Origin of the sequence: Maritalea porphyrae (assembly GCF_027213965.1) — a bacterium.
Classification (GTDB): domain Bacteria; phylum Pseudomonadota; class Alphaproteobacteria; order Rhizobiales; family Devosiaceae; genus Maritalea; species Maritalea porphyrae_A.
On the sequence record NZ_JAPWGX010000008.1, the window covers coordinates 19,879 to 34,088 of the forward strand.

General features: G+C 47.5%; 15 protein-coding genes. 6 read left to right on the top strand and 9 right to left on the bottom strand.

Translation table 11 applies throughout. The features are described from left to right. Positions 1-10 precede the first annotated feature (10 nt). From O4H47_RS17405 to O4H47_RS17420, 4 genes are all read right to left on the bottom strand, one after another. Complete coding sequence (locus O4H47_RS17405) at positions 11-439, bottom strand: nuclear transport factor 2 family protein (protein WP_269395292.1); 429 nt, start codon at positions 437-439, stop codon at positions 11-13. Positions 440-500: 61 nt separating this feature from the next. Continuing rightward, on the bottom strand, positions 501-1,262 hold the full coding sequence (locus O4H47_RS17410; protein WP_269395293.1) for a hypothetical protein: 762 nt from the start codon (positions 1,260-1,262) through the stop codon (positions 501-503). Positions 1,263-1,433: 171 nt separating this feature from the next. Then, entirely contained in the window at positions 1,434-1,892 is a 459-nt protein-coding gene (locus O4H47_RS17415; RefSeq protein ID WP_269395294.1) for an SRPBCC family protein, read from the bottom strand. A gap of 9 nt (positions 1,893-1,901) precedes the next feature. Continuing rightward, entirely contained in the window at positions 1,902-2,594 is a 693-nt protein-coding gene (locus O4H47_RS17420) for a glutathione S-transferase family protein (protein ID WP_269395295.1), read from the bottom strand. A 116-nt stretch (positions 2,595-2,710) separates the two neighbouring features. Here O4H47_RS17420 and O4H47_RS17425 point away from each other — a divergent pair, with 116 nt between their 5' ends. Further along, positions 2,711-3,094 (top strand): winged helix-turn-helix transcriptional regulator, encoded by a 384-nt coding sequence (locus O4H47_RS17425; RefSeq protein ID WP_269395296.1) that lies wholly within the window; start codon positions 2,711-2,713, stop codon positions 3,092-3,094. Positions 3,095-3,310: 216 nt separating this feature from the next. Here the strand turns inward: O4H47_RS17425 and O4H47_RS17430 are convergent, their stop codons facing one another. The 3 genes from O4H47_RS17430 to O4H47_RS17440 form a co-directional block, all read right to left on the bottom strand. Next, entirely contained in the window at positions 3,311-3,946 is a 636-nt protein-coding gene (locus O4H47_RS17430) for a tyrosine-type recombinase/integrase (RefSeq protein ID WP_269395297.1), read from the bottom strand. 534 nt (positions 3,947-4,480) lie between these two features. Continuing rightward, positions 4,481-5,626, bottom strand: coding sequence for a serine hydrolase domain-containing protein (locus O4H47_RS17435; RefSeq protein WP_269395298.1), 1,146 nt, complete (start codon positions 5,624-5,626; stop codon positions 4,481-4,483). Positions 5,627-5,673: 47 nt separating this feature from the next. Further along, complete coding sequence (locus O4H47_RS17440) at positions 5,674-6,831, bottom strand: helix-turn-helix domain-containing protein (protein ID WP_269395299.1); 1,158 nt, start codon at positions 6,829-6,831, stop codon at positions 5,674-5,676. A gap of 465 nt (positions 6,832-7,296) precedes the next feature. Between O4H47_RS17440 and O4H47_RS17445 the strand changes: the two genes are divergently transcribed. The 3 genes from O4H47_RS17445 (at position 7,297) to O4H47_RS17455 (ending at position 9,666) form a co-directional block, all read left to right on the top strand. Continuing rightward, a complete protein-coding gene (locus O4H47_RS17445; protein WP_269395300.1) occupies positions 7,297-8,088 on the top strand; it encodes a hypothetical protein in 792 nt (263 codons plus the stop codon). Continuing rightward, the gene (locus O4H47_RS17450) at positions 8,085-8,450 is read left to right on the top strand and encodes a GntR family transcriptional regulator (protein ID WP_269395301.1); all 366 of its coding nucleotides are present in this window, start codon (positions 8,085-8,087) and stop codon (positions 8,448-8,450) included. Before O4H47_RS17445 ends, O4H47_RS17450 begins: the two co-directional genes overlap by 4 nt. A 730-nt stretch (positions 8,451-9,180) precedes the next feature. Beyond that, positions 9,181-9,666: a ParA family protein gene (locus O4H47_RS17455; RefSeq protein WP_269395302.1), complete on the top strand. Its 486-nt coding sequence runs from the start codon at positions 9,181-9,183 to the stop codon at positions 9,664-9,666. 251 nt (positions 9,667-9,917) lie between these two features. On the opposite strand, the gene O4H47_RS17460 is transcribed toward O4H47_RS17455, so the two are convergent. Together O4H47_RS17460 and murQ are read right to left on the bottom strand one after the other, a co-directional pair. Beyond that, positions 9,918-10,799: a BadF/BadG/BcrA/BcrD ATPase family protein gene (locus tag O4H47_RS17460; protein WP_269395303.1), complete on the bottom strand. Its 882-nt coding sequence runs from the start codon at positions 10,797-10,799 to the stop codon at positions 9,918-9,920. Between the two features lie 8 nt (positions 10,800-10,807). Continuing rightward, on the bottom strand, positions 10,808-11,758 hold the full coding sequence (gene murQ / locus O4H47_RS17465) for an N-acetylmuramic acid 6-phosphate etherase (RefSeq protein ID WP_269395304.1): 951 nt from the start codon (positions 11,756-11,758) through the stop codon (positions 10,808-10,810). Positions 11,759-11,859: 101 nt separating this feature from the next. Between murQ and O4H47_RS17470 the strand changes: the two genes are divergently transcribed. Together O4H47_RS17470 and O4H47_RS17475 are read left to right on the top strand one after the other, a co-directional pair. Then, complete coding sequence (locus tag O4H47_RS17470) at positions 11,860-12,711, top strand: MurR/RpiR family transcriptional regulator (RefSeq protein ID WP_269395305.1); 852 nt, start codon at positions 11,860-11,862, stop codon at positions 12,709-12,711. Between the two features lie 225 nt (positions 12,712-12,936). Then, entirely contained in the window at positions 12,937-14,160 is a 1,224-nt protein-coding gene (locus O4H47_RS17475; RefSeq protein WP_269395306.1) for an extracellular solute-binding protein, read from the top strand. Positions 14,161-14,210: the final 50 nt, after the last annotated feature.

Genomic DNA, 14,210 nt, shown 5'->3' on the forward strand with positions numbered 1-14,210 from the left:
CTTTCTCGATTTAAAGTCCACGCGTGTGGCGGCTCATATCGCCAAATTGGGGAGCCAATACATTGCGTCGCGAGAACTGCCAATTTCCCTCGATAATCTCGAACTCATCAACGTAGTGCCCCGAAAAAATCGGTTGCATGGGGGCCTCGTCCACTTGCTGCATCACAATTAGATAACCTTGAGAAGTCGCTGCATTCGCGCCGTCCGCCACATCAATTCGTACATTTGTCAATAAATGCCGGGTACGTGGAGTGCCATCTTCGTAAATGATCAAGTTGGCAAACATGCCTTTTACGCCTTCTATACCCTTGGCTGTCGGGAACCCCTTAAAGGTGAATTCGGCATTTTTAAATAATGCGGCGCAATCATCAATGCGCCCTTCATCTAGCGCCAGACAGTAATCCGTGAGCAGAAAATTTATCGCTTGGTTGTCGTTCATTTCTTTGGTGCTTCCTGCTTTCGAGAGAGCGCCCGGGATAGAACCGAGCGCCAATTTTTGCTTACTGCGTTGGCAAGCACCAGTTTGCATGAATGTCACAAAGGGCTAATAGAAGATCCGCATACTTGGCCCGAATGGTATCGGCCTGATCGGATTGCACCATAAAATATAGGTAGCCATGGGGGCCGGTGTCCGCACCGCCGTGATCAAGCGTTCCAGAGCGATAATGGGGATCCATCTGACCCAAGTTTTCAGTCGGCATGTTCGGCGCGAAAGGCATGTGATGCGGAAAGCTTACAGTATCGATCAGGTTTGATTGTGCAGGTTGCATGTAGGCTCGATGAATTGGGGCCAACATGTAGGAAACCCCTCCGCGTGTGGGCGCTGCATATGTGCCGTCTGCAAAACGCTTGCGCAAAATCTCTTTTGCCTCAGACGGCGTAACGCCCTTAATCCTCATCTTTTCGAGGTCCATATAAGGCCGCATATTCTGCGCTTGGCCTTGTGCATCATGCGCTTGCGGAATAATCATATCCGCTGGGAATTCGAACTCCCAATCTGCCTGATAAAAGCGAGCACTGGTTCGCGCAACGAACGTGGCCCAACCGTTGGTTCCTTGTTTATGTATCACAAACCCGTCTGCAGGATCTCGGACGTAGATCGTCGCGTTCTCCTGCAAATCTGCTGGCAGTGCGCTAAGCGCTAGTTCAATTTCCAACTCAAGCGGCAGATCAACGAACTCTTGCGCTGTTGCGGCTTGTGTCGACAGAATTAGCAGTCCTGCAACTAATGTCAGTGCGGTGTTCCGTAGTTGTCTAATCATTATTTGTTTTCCTTGGGTGCGTTGTATCGATCATCTTCGATACTTAAATTTTGTTTCTTGGAATGAGGATTGTCCGTAAACAGTGATTGCAGTCGTTGCAGGTATCCGTCCCAGAAGTCCTGTGTATTTTCAGAGCTATTTTGGGGCTCGTTTTGATCGCTGGACATCAGTTCAAGTCCTTATGAAGGGTGTGCCATGACCAGTGTCGAGATAGGCTTTCAAGCTATCGACGAAGAAGAGATCCCAACCTGCACGACATATGTCGAAGCAGTGCAACTCAGGTGCAAGACCGTCATGCTCAAAGTGAATGCATGTTTCATGTCCATCCTGTTCAATCTTCCAAATGACAGTTGTACCTAGCCATTCTTCTTCGATTTGCCCGGTGTAGCCTTCAACAAGGTGATGAGCTTCAATGCAAGTCATCTCAATGCGGTCCGGTCGCAGCTCAGTTGCCCTAAATATCCAGTAGCCGTTCTCCTCAGAAAAATCGAAACGGGCCGTGTCGCCAACGTTGCGCAGTACTTTGTCCGGTTTTGTCCACCAGTGTTCAAAGCCCTCCGTCAGAGCTGTATAAGCTGCATTTGGTGTGGCCTTAACGCGGATCGTTCGTTTGTAATTTTTTGCTGTCATGACCGCCCCCTATGCCGCAACTGCAGCGCGCCAATGAGGCGGACAGGTGTTTTCAAAGCCCGGCAAGTTTTGAATCTGGCGGCACCATTTCCCAAGTTCTGGAAACTGCTCGTCGATTATGCTCAGGCCAATTGCTTTCATGACATCTGGCTTGGTCTGCTGCGCTCGCATGATCCGAGCGACGTCGGGATATACTACTGCGTCCACTGCACTTGGTTTTTCGCCACACAGGAAGGTATTTGTTCCAAGTGTCTCTTCCAGAAGCGCGTATTCCACTTTGAGCAGGTCGCAGGCAGATTCTAATGACTTTGCTTCCTCTGAATTTGCTGCCGGTGGTGTGCTATCACTCCCAAACACAGGCGTAGTGACGGCGCTTGTAGCTTTGAAAAGGTAGTCGTTGAAAAGAGTGGCTGTCTCCCAGACGCGGGCCACCTCGGTAGCTGACGTTCCAAAAAGAGGGCGGTCTGGAAATTGACGATCAAGCCACCCCATTAGCGCTAAAGACTCCCGTCTAGCGATGCCGCCCGACACGATAACCGGCACCTTGCTGTGCGGATTTAGTTGCCTAAACTGTGCGGTCCGGTGCTCCCCTTTCGATCCGTCGAGGTAGTGCAGTTCGTACGAAAGCTGCTTGAACTCTAAAGCCAGCAGCACGCGCCAACCGCTTGGCGCTCCACTGAACGAATAGACTTTTAATGTCATAATCTTTTCCCATCTAATCTGTGGGATAAAGATACTACGTTAGTATTTATTCACAAGTAGGCAGTAAATTCTGCTATAGTATGGAAATTGATACTAATGGAGTAAGGAAACAAGCCATGGATGAAGTTGAAAGCGAAAAAGTTGACGCAAAACTCCCTCCTCTGCCTGTTGTAGTGGGGTTTTGCCCAATGCCGGATATCGCGGCTCTGATCGGCGGAAAATGGAAATTAATTATTCTACAAATCTTGATTTTCGATGGAACCAAACGATTTGGAGAATTAAAACGAGAGGTAAATGGCATTACACAAACGATGTTGACCGCGCAGCTCCGCGCTTTGGAGAGTGACGGTTTGGTGCACCGCGAACTCTACGCACAGGTCCCCCCGAAAGTTGAATATTCCGCCACGCAGCGGGCCAAAGACCTAGAAAAGGTGTTCCTATCTCTCCATGATTGGTGGGTGGCGTCAACGCAATGTGTGGGCGTAGCCTGGTCTCAATAGCTTGTAATTCTTTAAAGTCCCGAAATGTCTACTTTCAGTGCTTTTGCTCCAAATTGACTGCAGTGCAGCACCGACACTTTGTCCACTCAGCCGCCTTTCGTTGATTGAAAGTTTATGTCAGCGCCCCGATGTCCGCTTTAGGGAAACTAAGGTGTTACTTTCATTTTGCGGTCAAGGTCGGCTATGGGCCGGTTGTTCAACCGACCCAACAGACGATTAGATCTCGACACCTTCAGAAATGGCCAGTGCGTCCTCCAGATCTACACCAAGATAGCGAACGGTGCTGTCCATTTTGGTATGACCAAGCAGAAGCTGAACTGCTCTGAGATTTCCCGTTTTTTTATAGATTTGTGCAACCTTGGTTCTGCGCATCGAATGTGTTCCATATGCGCTAGGTTCAAGTCCAATAGACACGACCCAGAGTTTCATCATTCGTGCGTATTGTCGTGTCGAGATGTGGGGACGGTCTTGGAACCGACTGGGCCACAAATATTCATGACCGCTCATAAGCGGATGAGCAACCCAATCAGAAACGGAGGCCCTTGTCCCTTCGGTGATTTCAAATCGAACAGGCGTTTTCGTTTTGCTCTGCAAAATGGAAGCGCGTTCTTTGACTGAGCCAGCCGCGAAAATATCGGAAACTTTCAATCGAACGAGATCACAGCCTCTCAGTTTACTATCGATTGCCATATTGAACAGTGCCAAGTCGCGTAATGCTTTTGAAAGCTCAAGCCGGACCCTAATTGCCCAAACATGCTTTGGTAACAACGGTCGTTTTTGTCCAATTAATCTACCATGGTTCCAAGCACGTTTAGATGGAATAATCATAGGGAGGTTTTCGGAAGCAGACATAATTAGTCCTTTGCTCCATACCCTCCATCCTCAGCACTTAGACGTTCAGCAACACATTATTTCACTTACTGCGTAGGAATTACAACTTCCGCTTGGAGCCCTTTTTCGACCTTGGTTTTAGTGTCAGTCGAGCACTACCGGTCCTTAGCTGCTGTTCGATATATCGCAAAACTAGTCCCAAAGGTCAGTCCTATGGTCTGATCGGGCACAAGATCAAAGTCACTCTAGTTTCCAACCGCAACAACCAAAGTTAAATCAATGCGTTTTTCAACAGAATAGGCTCGAAGCGGAATTTTGCCTATCTTTTTTGCGACAAGATTTTGCGACGGGACCATTTGAAAACGGCTTGAAAGTTTGCGACAAAACCCTTGGGCGTAGAATTAGGGGATGCGTTGGCAATCTCTGAAGCCATCGAATTCTAAATGAAAGGGCCGCTTGTAAGGGCGGGCCAAAGCGTACTCAAATTCGCCAGATCAGCTGTAACATTACACAGCACAATCCCCCCACTTGAAGCCAACGCTCTCCTCTTTGCCCTTATGAGACGCGGTCCAACAAGATCATTGCGTTTACGATTTCTTCAGCGCCTTGTTCTCGAAACATTTCGTTGCCGACATTCAAAATGAAAAATATGTCTTGCGACGTATTCGTAAACATAAAGGCACCGGTTGTGCCGACGCCGCCGTACAAATCTTCAAAGCCGCGCAACAAAGGTGACAGTTCGCTCAATCTGAATTGCATCATGCCTTCGCCATAATAAATGCCGTCGTCAAACTCGTAAGAGAATGATTTCATGTGGTTTAGTGACGTCGAGTTAATCAAGGATCCATCATGCAACGCGCGCATAAATGCGAGAAGGTCGCTGGTTGTACTGACAAACCCACCGCCACTCCAATCAATACTCAGGGCGTTCCTGCCATGAAAGTTGACGCCATTTACGATGATGGGCAGCATGTCGATGTCGCCAGATTGAAAGGGCATTGTTGTATTCGTCATGCCAACCGGATCGAGAACGTAACGGTTCATAGACTCAAAAAACGTTTGCTGTGTGATGTGCTCAACGATTAAGCCAAGCAAGATGTATCCGGTATCGGAGTACTTGAACTGCGCACCCGGCGCACCGATAGCAGTCTGGTTGGTACGTGTGAAATCAACTAACCCTGCGGGCGTCCAAAGCCTATCCAAATCTTGAGCAACGATGTCTAGGAATGGCTGGCCTGTTAAAACCGGACCTTCAAAATAGTCGCCAATTCCTGAGGTGTGATTGAGTAACATTCGCGTTGTCACCTGCGCGCTATAATCGATGCCCTGATGAACAAACAGCCCCTTAAGGACATCATTCGAAAGGTAATCAGAAATCGGTAATTCGACGTCCAGTTCCCCTTTCTCAGCCAATACGTATATCAGCGTAGCGGTCAGGGTTTTACCCAAACTTGCAGCATGGAATTGGCTATCAATTTCTGCATTGCCAACGGCCAAACCGAAGGTGACGCCCTTTGATGGCGCATAAACGCGTAACAATGCACTATCAAGGTCGTGGGTCTCAATGAATGCCTCAAGATTTGCAGTTATCCTTTCCTCAGCTTGTTCCGCGCTTATCGAGCCAAACATGATGCGCGTGATCATCAGCCCGCCCACGACGATGACGACGACAATGCCTGCTAGTATTCCCAGTTTTTTCATGACTTTTCCTTTCGTATTGAAAGGATGACTTAGCGTGGGTTTTGCCGCTAATCGTCCGTCCCTGCTTGATCGGACTCAAATGAGGCCAGTTTGCGAAATGCCGTGGGCGTCGTGCCTGTGACCTTGCGAAAGGCGGTGTAAAACGACGAACGCGAGTTAAACCCAACTTCGTATGTAATAGTAAGGATGTTTTCATTTCCTTGTTGAAGGCGTAGTTTCGCAGCTTCGATCCGATATCCGTTTACGAAGTCAAAAAAATTCTCGCCAATCTGTTCGTTCAAGACCTGGGAGACATAGTTGTCGGACATACGCACGTGACGTGCCAATGTCCAAAGTGATAGATTGGCATTAAGGTACAGCTTTTCGGTGGTCATTGCAGCCCGTAATTTAACCGCAATCTTTTGGGTGGTGACAGGGTCAAGTGCAGATTTTGCATAGCGCGCGACTAATTTCTCAGGTTGTGACCCATCAAAAATTTCAGGCCTTTGCCGCAGCCCCCATAAGACGATCGTTGTGACAAGAATAATATTTAAGATGTATGCGATCAGGAGCAACGCCCCGTCTTGCGCCTTGGGAAGCCCAAACAAAATTGGCGCAGCCTGCGAAAGCCAGTACAGAGCGTAAAAAGCAATTACGAAGGAAATCCACTGCATTTCTTTTTGTACGGTACTGGCAAAATAGTCTTTGAGGCGCAGCCGATATCGCATTAGGCGATGCGAGGTAGCGATGAGGTAACACGCCCACTGCAGCGGGATGGGCAGAAATACTAAGCCGTTAAATTGATGGGTGCGCAGATCACGATCGTCAAACAGGTTTTGGGCAAAGCTGATGCTGTCGACCGAAAAGATATGTGTCACAAGCACAGCACCAGCATAGGCGGCCGGTACAACAAAATGCCAAGGCAGATTTTTTGGCAGCTTTTGGTCTTCAGCAGTCAAGACCCAGACATAGAGCCAGAAAAGCGGGCTGACGCAGGACGCCCCAACAACCCAAGTTGAATCGATGACCAATTTTACCGTTGCAGGCATGTGGAATGAAGTCAGGACGACGCCCATCTCGATCAACGCCGAAACAAACAGAACAAGCGCTAGGACGCGAAAAATCAACTTGTTTCGATCTTGGGTAAGGCAATAGAGCGTGCCTAACATTGAGACTGACATAGTCATTGTCGCAAGTAAAACAACAAGGGTTTGGGTCTGGGACATTCTAACCTTTCCGAGTCGAACCACATTATGCCAAAGCCGCCAATGCAACTATAGGGCTTGTCGCAAAGATTTCAGTTGGGCACAATTATCGGTGATGTCACAACATTTGTAGAACGCCAAGCGAACCTGACCTAACCGCCCATTGTCGCCAATTGGCAGAAACATGTGTTTGGTCGGTTTGTCCGCACAGCCGACATCGCAAAGCGTCGGCCATTCCGAATCTTGGTGCCTGGTTTGTGGAAATCCCTATTTTGTCCTCTTTGCAATCGGTTGAGGATATCCAAGTGTGTAATATGTATATTCTGGACTTTTAGGTCAAAATTCCGCATAATTTTTCCTGAGGCAGCATATCTTACCTGTGTTCAGACTTTTTTCGGTTGGAACTAACGCTAGAAAACACGGGCTTTTCCCGATTTTTCTTTAATATTGTTTCCTGCAGTCCGGCTGCGTTCCGTGTGTACCTTTATGAGCATTCTTCATGCGAATATTCCCCTAAAAATGATTGGGGGCCTTGATCCAGTGATCATATGGCCCTCGTATTTAACTCGCAGCATCTTTAGTGCTGCCATCATTTTCGGAATAACTTTAGGTGCTCCATCTTGTGAAGCTGCAAATTGGTCCACCAATGGCAGTTTCACGCTCGAAGAAAAGTTCTCCAACAAGTCGGATTGGACATTTGGTCAATCGAATTGGAAGAGCCAGATCGCATTTGAAAAATCGATTATGGGTCAAGAATTCAAACTTGCTGCCTTACCGAAAAAATTTGAGGGCAAGACAAAGCTTGATCAGCTCTTTTCGCTGATCGCTTCTGTCGAGGCCCCTCACCGCCAATATGATGCTGTTCATCATAAGGCCAAAATCAAACCACCGCACAATCCAACAAAACTGACACTTGGGGAAGTTTTCGAATGGATTGAGGCAACACCCAATCAATTTCACGCAATTGGTCGATATCAGTTTATTCCGGCCACCCTCGCCTATTTGGTCGAAGCTGAGAACCTGAGCCTTAAGCAAAGGTTCTCAGAGCAAGTGCAAGACCAATTGGCTTTAAAACTGTTGAACGATGCGGGTTGGCAGCAATATCAGGCCCATGAAATGCCCATAAAGGCATTCATGGACCGTATTGCAAAGGTCTGGGCAGGTTTTCCATTGGAAAACGGCAAATCTGCATATGACGGTCTAGCTGGCAATCGCGCTGTTATCACCCGTGCACACTTTGAAACCGCTATGAACAACATATTTGGGGAAAGGTCATGAGCAGCCTTTTTCAGAATAAACGCCGCATTCTACGTGATGGTGTGGATCTCAACATTCAGGTCAGAGAGATCATTGTGCATCAAATCCTGACAAAGCAGATTGTTGCAGGGGATCAATTACCTTCAATTAGAACCGCCGGAATTTATCTAGGGGTGAATAGCGCCACCATATCAAGGGGATATCATGCCCTTATTGAGCTCGGAGCCATTGAAAGGCGTAGAGGTCTTGGCATGTTTGTGACGAGCGAGGCCCAAAAACTCTTGTTGAAACACGAACGCCAGAAGTTTTTGAAACAAGATTGGCCAACAATTTGCCATCGGATTCGATCGCTGGACATAGTTTTGGGTGATTTACGCAAATGAGCCATTTTAAAGCCCCTACAGCGTCAATTGATGGTTTGATGTATATCCCGCCAAAAATCCACAAAATCCTCTGAGCGTGCAGATTTTGGCACCTACCACCACCATTCTCAACGTTCGATAGATCGGTTTTGTAATGCTTGAACATACGAACCAATGCGTCAAAGGGCTACAAAACTACAAACGCGCCCATCTACAAATCCGCCAAATTGCAAAACTACAAAAGTACAAAAGTACAAAAGTACAAAACTGCCCAGTTACAAATCTCCCAAAATACAAACTTGCACATCTACGAAACTGCAAAACTACAAATGTGCCTATTTGCACAAGTACAAAACTACAAAACTGCGCATCTACAAAACTACAAATCACCCAAACCGCCTATTTGCAAAAGTGAGAAAGAGCAAACATGAAAAGAGAACGGATGGACCAAAACCACAGAAGCGACAAAGACGTGATGGTCTGCAACTCAATCGAAGCAGCACACAGTCTTGGTTATCTCGAACCAATTTTTGTGGATGGGGGAATATTTTCTCTAAATCTGCTCGTGAAACCCAACACGGATCTTGCACAGTCATACTTTGCTTTTGACTGTGACGAGAACGAGCTCATCCAAGTGAATGGATGGTTATTTGAGACATGCTCGGATTGAACCTGTGCATTCAAAAGCAACAAGCTACCCACCTGCCAAAAACTCAGATCTACACAAGCGCCAATACCGGAGTGATCATCAATGCGAACAATAGCGACAATTCAACAAAAAGGTGGTGCAGGCAAAACAACAGCCAACTATCTCATCGCAAGTGGGGCCATAAGCAATGGATTGAAAGTCCATTGTATTGATGGCGATAGAAATTCACAGCTTGGTGAATGGGAACGACGATCACAGGACTATGATTGGAAAGGCGAAAAACCGATTTGGCCAGAGAACCTTTCAACATCACAGATGCCAGGTGATATCGACCTGCTCTACAATCACCTCAACGATTTGGAAAAACAGGGCGTGGATTTAGTTCTTTTGGACACAAGGCCAGGTTCAAATGCAGATACCGAAGATATCGCCTATGCTACAGATGTTATTCTCATTCCCACGAGAGCAGAAGCTGCCGATTATGAATTGGCTGTTGAGACCAATATTTGGATCAAAGCAGCTGTCGGGATGCATTTGGGAACCTTGCCGCACGCCTGCTCTTGCGTTCAGGCACCTCAAAATAGGTGACAAAAACGCTGCAACTAGACGTCAATGAAGACCGGTTGTCACAAGGGGTAAGGAAATTTCTTGGCAAACTCTTTGACTTGCCATTCACCAACACCGCGCTCCCTGCGTCAAAGATATTGTAGATATGCCGTTACTTGCGAGATATTAAATGTAGCAGAGTACACGATGTATGGGGTACGAATTTTGTTTGAGGATAATGTGTTATCGAGCAAGAGTAAATTTGGTGGCACCCGAGCAATAGAATTGCCGCGTTATTCGCCTAGTTTTTTTTGCACAAGCATAAATGCCCCATCAAGTGGACCATTTGTGACCGGATAGCAAATGGCTTGATAGGCAGTCGGAAGCCAATTTTGATAGATCGGGCCAAGCCCGCCAGTAAGGCACAGACGTTGAGCACAAATCTTTTCAGCTGGGCCCAGCATGGCAATCAAAATATCTACTGCCCGCGCGACAATCTTAATTGCATTAGCATCGTGAGAATCGTAAGCCGCAATAAGTTTGGGCGCTAGTCTTGCAAATTCTTTTGCATGGGCGCAGCGTGCAAACTCAATCATTTGATGCGGCGAACCGCCAAATTCATCCAATACGGATTGCGTTAGTTGCGAGTGCGCAAATTGACCATCAAAAGCCTTGATGGTGTCACGCAATAGCTCACGCCCCAACCAAGCACCGCCGCATTCATCACCAAGTTCAAAACCCCAACCACCTGTGCGTTGAAGTCTTCCATCCTTTTGATGAACTAGAAACGATCCGGTGCCAATCATGACGACCACACCATCATCGGACCCCAAACATGCCGCTAACGTGAGTTCAATGTCTGTGACAATATAGGTTTTGGCAAAACCCAAAGCGGTGCGCGCTTGTGTGATGCACCCTTCGTCCGCAGCGCCTGCTCCCGCTAACCCCGCAAGTGCGTAATCTGAAGCACTTGCAGCCAAATCTCTACCAGCTAGCTGATAGACCTCTTGTTTGAGTTGCAAAAGGTTGGCAATGGTTTGGCGCGTGTCTGTACAAAGATTCGCCGGCCCACCCGTATTTTTCGCCAAAATTTGGCCATCTATTGTCCTGAGGCAGGCGCGCGATCCGCTTCCTCCGCCATCTACCAAGAACAAGCACTTATCGGTTTTTGCCATCCTAGATTCTAACTTGCTTTAGCAAGTGCAGCACGCAAATGCCCACCAACACTTTCCAGCAAGCCAACAGCCTGCGCGGCGCTAGAACCAGTCTCACAGATCAAAATTGCCACTTTGACGTCCCAATCTGCTGCAATCAAGGCTTCTAAGGATTGTTCCTTCGTCGCCATTGTCAGCTCGCGCACAAGGTTTAGAGCCCTGGCGCGCAATTTCTCATTGGTAACGTTTAAGTCCACCATCCGGTTGCCATAACATTTACCCGACCGCACCATTGCGCCAGTGGAAATCATATTCAGTACCATTTTTTGTGCCGTACCAGATTTCAAACGGGTAGAACCCGCCAAAATTTCCGAACCAACCAGTGGCACAATTGAGATTTGTGAAATCTCTTCAAGTGGACTATTTGCATTGCAGGAAATGCCAACGGTCATGGCCCCTTGACTGTTGGCGTACTCCAATGCCGCCAACACATAAGGAGTGCGACCCGATGCAGCCAATCCAATCACAAGGTCAAGATTACCAACTCTTGCTTCCTTGATATCGTTCACGCCCCTATCCATGTCATCTTCAATACCTTCCTGGGCTTGAAAAATTGCTGGCGCTCCGCCAGCAATTATTGCGTGAAAAAGGTCTGACTGAGCAGAAAAAGTGGGAGGGATTTCTGAGGCGTCCAAAACACCCAACCTTCCGCTGGTCCCTGCCCCGACATAAATAATCCTACCACCGGCATTCAGAGCGGATTTAGCCGCTTCAATTGCTTGGCCCACTGGCCCGAGAACATTTTCAACAGCCATTGCCACGGCTTTGTCTTCATCATTCATCAGTTGCGCAATTTCTAGCGCAGTCATCTCGTCCAGTCGCTCCGAGCGCGCGTTTGCGCCCTCTGAAGTTAACCCTTCCAGGGTCAAAGACAAACGCAATAGATTCTCTTCAGAGTTTTTGTTAAGGTCAGCCATCATGTTGGAATTATGTATTCCAATGTCAACTCAGTCAAGAATTTTAAATTCTTTGTACGCATTTTATTTTTGTTCCCAAACAGCAAATGAGGAAACTCTCCTAGATGCATAGTGTTCAGAACCTAATTTCTAAGCTCAGCGCAAGTTTTGATGACTTATCACACAATGAACGACGCATTGCACAGGAAATTCTCGACGATCCCGCTGGCATCACCACAATGACTTCTCAGAATTTGGCGCAGCAATGTGGTGTAAGCCAGTCCAGCATTATCAAGTTTTGCAAAAAAATTGGTCTTTCCGGCTTCCCTGCCCTCAAGATCACTTTAAGCGCAGAAATAGCGCGCACACAAAGTGCAGAACAAATACATGGCGACATTTTTAGCAACGATCCGCTCAGTGCCGTCGCACAAAAAATGTACAATAGCAAAGTCTCGGCTTTGTCAGAGACCTTAAAACTCAACTCTACGGATGACTTTAGCATTGCCGTCGAAAAACTGACCGCCGCCAAGCGAATTATCATCCTTGGTGTCGGCGGCTCTGCACTGGTGAGTAGTGATTTCGCGTCAAAACTAACAAAATTGGGCAAGGCAGTAATTTCTGGCAGCGACGCTCATGTACATTTGGCAAACCTAGCGCGTTTTGGCCCCGAAGACCTTTTGGTGCTCATATCATATTCGGGAAAATCAAAGGAATTGTTGGTCGCAGCCGAATATGCACATCAGCACAATATCCCAATTCTACGCCTCACTGGACCAAATGCTATCGATAATACAAACAGCAACGAGTTTACTTTGCGATGCGTCGCCAGCGAAAATCTTGTCCGTTCGTCGTCCATTGCGACGCGGACTGCTCAGCTTGCCATAACGGATTTGCTGTTCATTCTGTTTGCGCAAAAAGAAGCAGACATGCCCGCAAAAATCCAAGATAGCCAGAACGTTGTGAATCGACTTCGATAATTACCAACATTTATTCACGCCGCCGTAATGGGGATTTTTTATTATTGACATGACAAAATGAGAATTTTATATTCCTACCTGAGGAAGAGAGCTTTTCTGCTCAGCTTCGGGCCAGTTTGCAAAACAGTTTTGCTATCGTGCGCGACTGACAACGGGGAAAGGCAAACCTGACTTTCACAAAAATTATTGGCGTCCGCCAATGTGTTTTTCTACGGGAGGAATAAAATGACCAACTTAAAACGACTTGCAACTTCAGCAATTCTTGGCGCCGCAACATTTGCTTATGCCGGAACTGCATTGGCCCAGACAGAGCTAAGCTTTTGGTCATGGCGCCAAGAAGATGTAAAGGCTTACAACCAGATTATCGCAGCTTTTGAAGAGCAAAACCCAGACATCTCGGTTACCTTCACAGCGCATGAAGCAAAAAGCTACAATACCATTCTAACAACTGCTTTGGCTGGTGGTGCGGGCCCAGACATTATGCATACACGCTCATACGGTTCGCTTGAAGCCATTGCTGCACCGGGCTATCTAGAGCCGCTAGACGGGCAAATTGACTTGTCGGCTTTAAGCGCGGACGAACTGCTTGGCACAACTCTACGCGCCGATGGGCACGTTTATGCCGTTCCATTCGCTTCACAGACAGCGCTTGTTTTCTACAACAAAGACCTCTTTGAAAAACATAATGTTGATGTGCCAGCCACTTGGGAAGAATTCAAAGCGGCAGCCGATGCATTCAAGCAAAACAATGTCAATCCGCTTGCCAACGGCATTGCCGACGGCTGGACAGCTGAGGTGATGGCAGGCGCCCTAATGCCAAACTTCTACGGAAAGGAGTTCTTCGGCGAAGTAACATCCGGCTCTGCAGATTTTGAAGACCCGCGCTTTGTTGGCGCTTTGGAAAAAATTGCCGAACTCAAAGACTACATGCCTACAGGATATGAGGGTGTGGATTACGCAACAATGAAACAGCTTTTCATTGCCGGCCAAGCAGCAATGTTTGTTGGTGGTTCTTTTGAAATTCCTGGTTTCGTTGAATCTGGCGTGAACTTCGACATCATGCCAGCTCCTGCGGCTAAGGCAGGTGATGAGCGCATGGTTGCCACTTGGCTAGACGGTGGTTACGGCGTAAACGCTTCATCTGAAAATAAGGAAGCAGCGCTTAAGTTCATTCAGTTCACAGCAACACAGCCATTTGCACAAATGCTTTCTGACAAGCTTGCAAACGTACCTGCTGTAGATGGCGCAGTCATCGCAGATCCAATGCTTGCTAAAGTGTCTGCATTCCATGCGGAAGCTTCGCCTTACATCATGTTGGTTGGCTTTAGGTTCAACACGCCAACTGGTTCCACATTGTTACAAAATGGCTTGCAAGAACTTCTCACTGGCAAAAAGACTGCCGCTGAAGTTGCAAAAGACGTAAGCGACGGCATTAAAAGCGCAAAATAAATCGCCTAGCGCTTAAATGAAACATCCTTTGGGGCCCGACTTCTCTGCCC

Coding starts and splice junctions, on each gene's coding strand:
- O4H47_RS17435 (WP_269395298.1), bottom strand. CDS start 5,626: ATGAAAAAACTGGGAATACTAGCAGGCATTGTCGTCGTCATCGTCGTG.
- murQ (WP_269395304.1), bottom strand. CDS start 11,758: ATGATGGCTGACCTTAACAAAAACTCTGAAGAGAATCTATTGCGTTTG.
- O4H47_RS17470 (WP_269395305.1), top strand. CDS start 11,860: ATGCATAGTGTTCAGAACCTAATTTCTAAGCTCAGCGCAAGTTTTGAT.
- O4H47_RS17425 (WP_269395296.1), top strand. CDS start 2,711: ATGGATGAAGTTGAAAGCGAAAAAGTTGACGCAAAACTCCCTCCTCTG.
- O4H47_RS17430 (WP_269395297.1), bottom strand. CDS start 3,946: ATGTCTGCTTCCGAAAACCTCCCTATGATTATTCCATCTAAACGTGCT.
- O4H47_RS17475 (WP_269395306.1), top strand. CDS start 12,937: ATGACCAACTTAAAACGACTTGCAACTTCAGCAATTCTTGGCGCCGCA.
- O4H47_RS17440 (WP_269395299.1), bottom strand. CDS start 6,831: ATGTCCCAGACCCAAACCCTTGTTGTTTTACTTGCGACAATGACTATG.
- O4H47_RS17420 (WP_269395295.1), bottom strand. CDS start 2,594: ATGACATTAAAAGTCTATTCGTTCAGTGGAGCGCCAAGCGGTTGGCGC.
- O4H47_RS17460 (WP_269395303.1), bottom strand. CDS start 10,799: ATGGCAAAAACCGATAAGTGCTTGTTCTTGGTAGATGGCGGAGGAAGC.
- O4H47_RS17445 (WP_269395300.1), top strand. CDS start 7,297: ATGAGCATTCTTCATGCGAATATTCCCCTAAAAATGATTGGGGGCCTT.
- O4H47_RS17410 (WP_269395293.1), bottom strand. CDS start 1,262: ATGATTAGACAACTACGGAACACCGCACTGACATTAGTTGCAGGACTG.
- O4H47_RS17405 (WP_269395292.1), bottom strand. CDS start 439: ATGAACGACAACCAAGCGATAAATTTTCTGCTCACGGATTACTGTCTG.
- O4H47_RS17415 (WP_269395294.1), bottom strand. CDS start 1,892: ATGACAGCAAAAAATTACAAACGAACGATCCGCGTTAAGGCCACACCA.
- O4H47_RS17455 (WP_269395302.1), top strand. CDS start 9,181: ATGCGAACAATAGCGACAATTCAACAAAAAGGTGGTGCAGGCAAAACA.
- O4H47_RS17450 (WP_269395301.1), top strand. CDS start 8,085: ATGAGCAGCCTTTTTCAGAATAAACGCCGCATTCTACGTGATGGTGTG.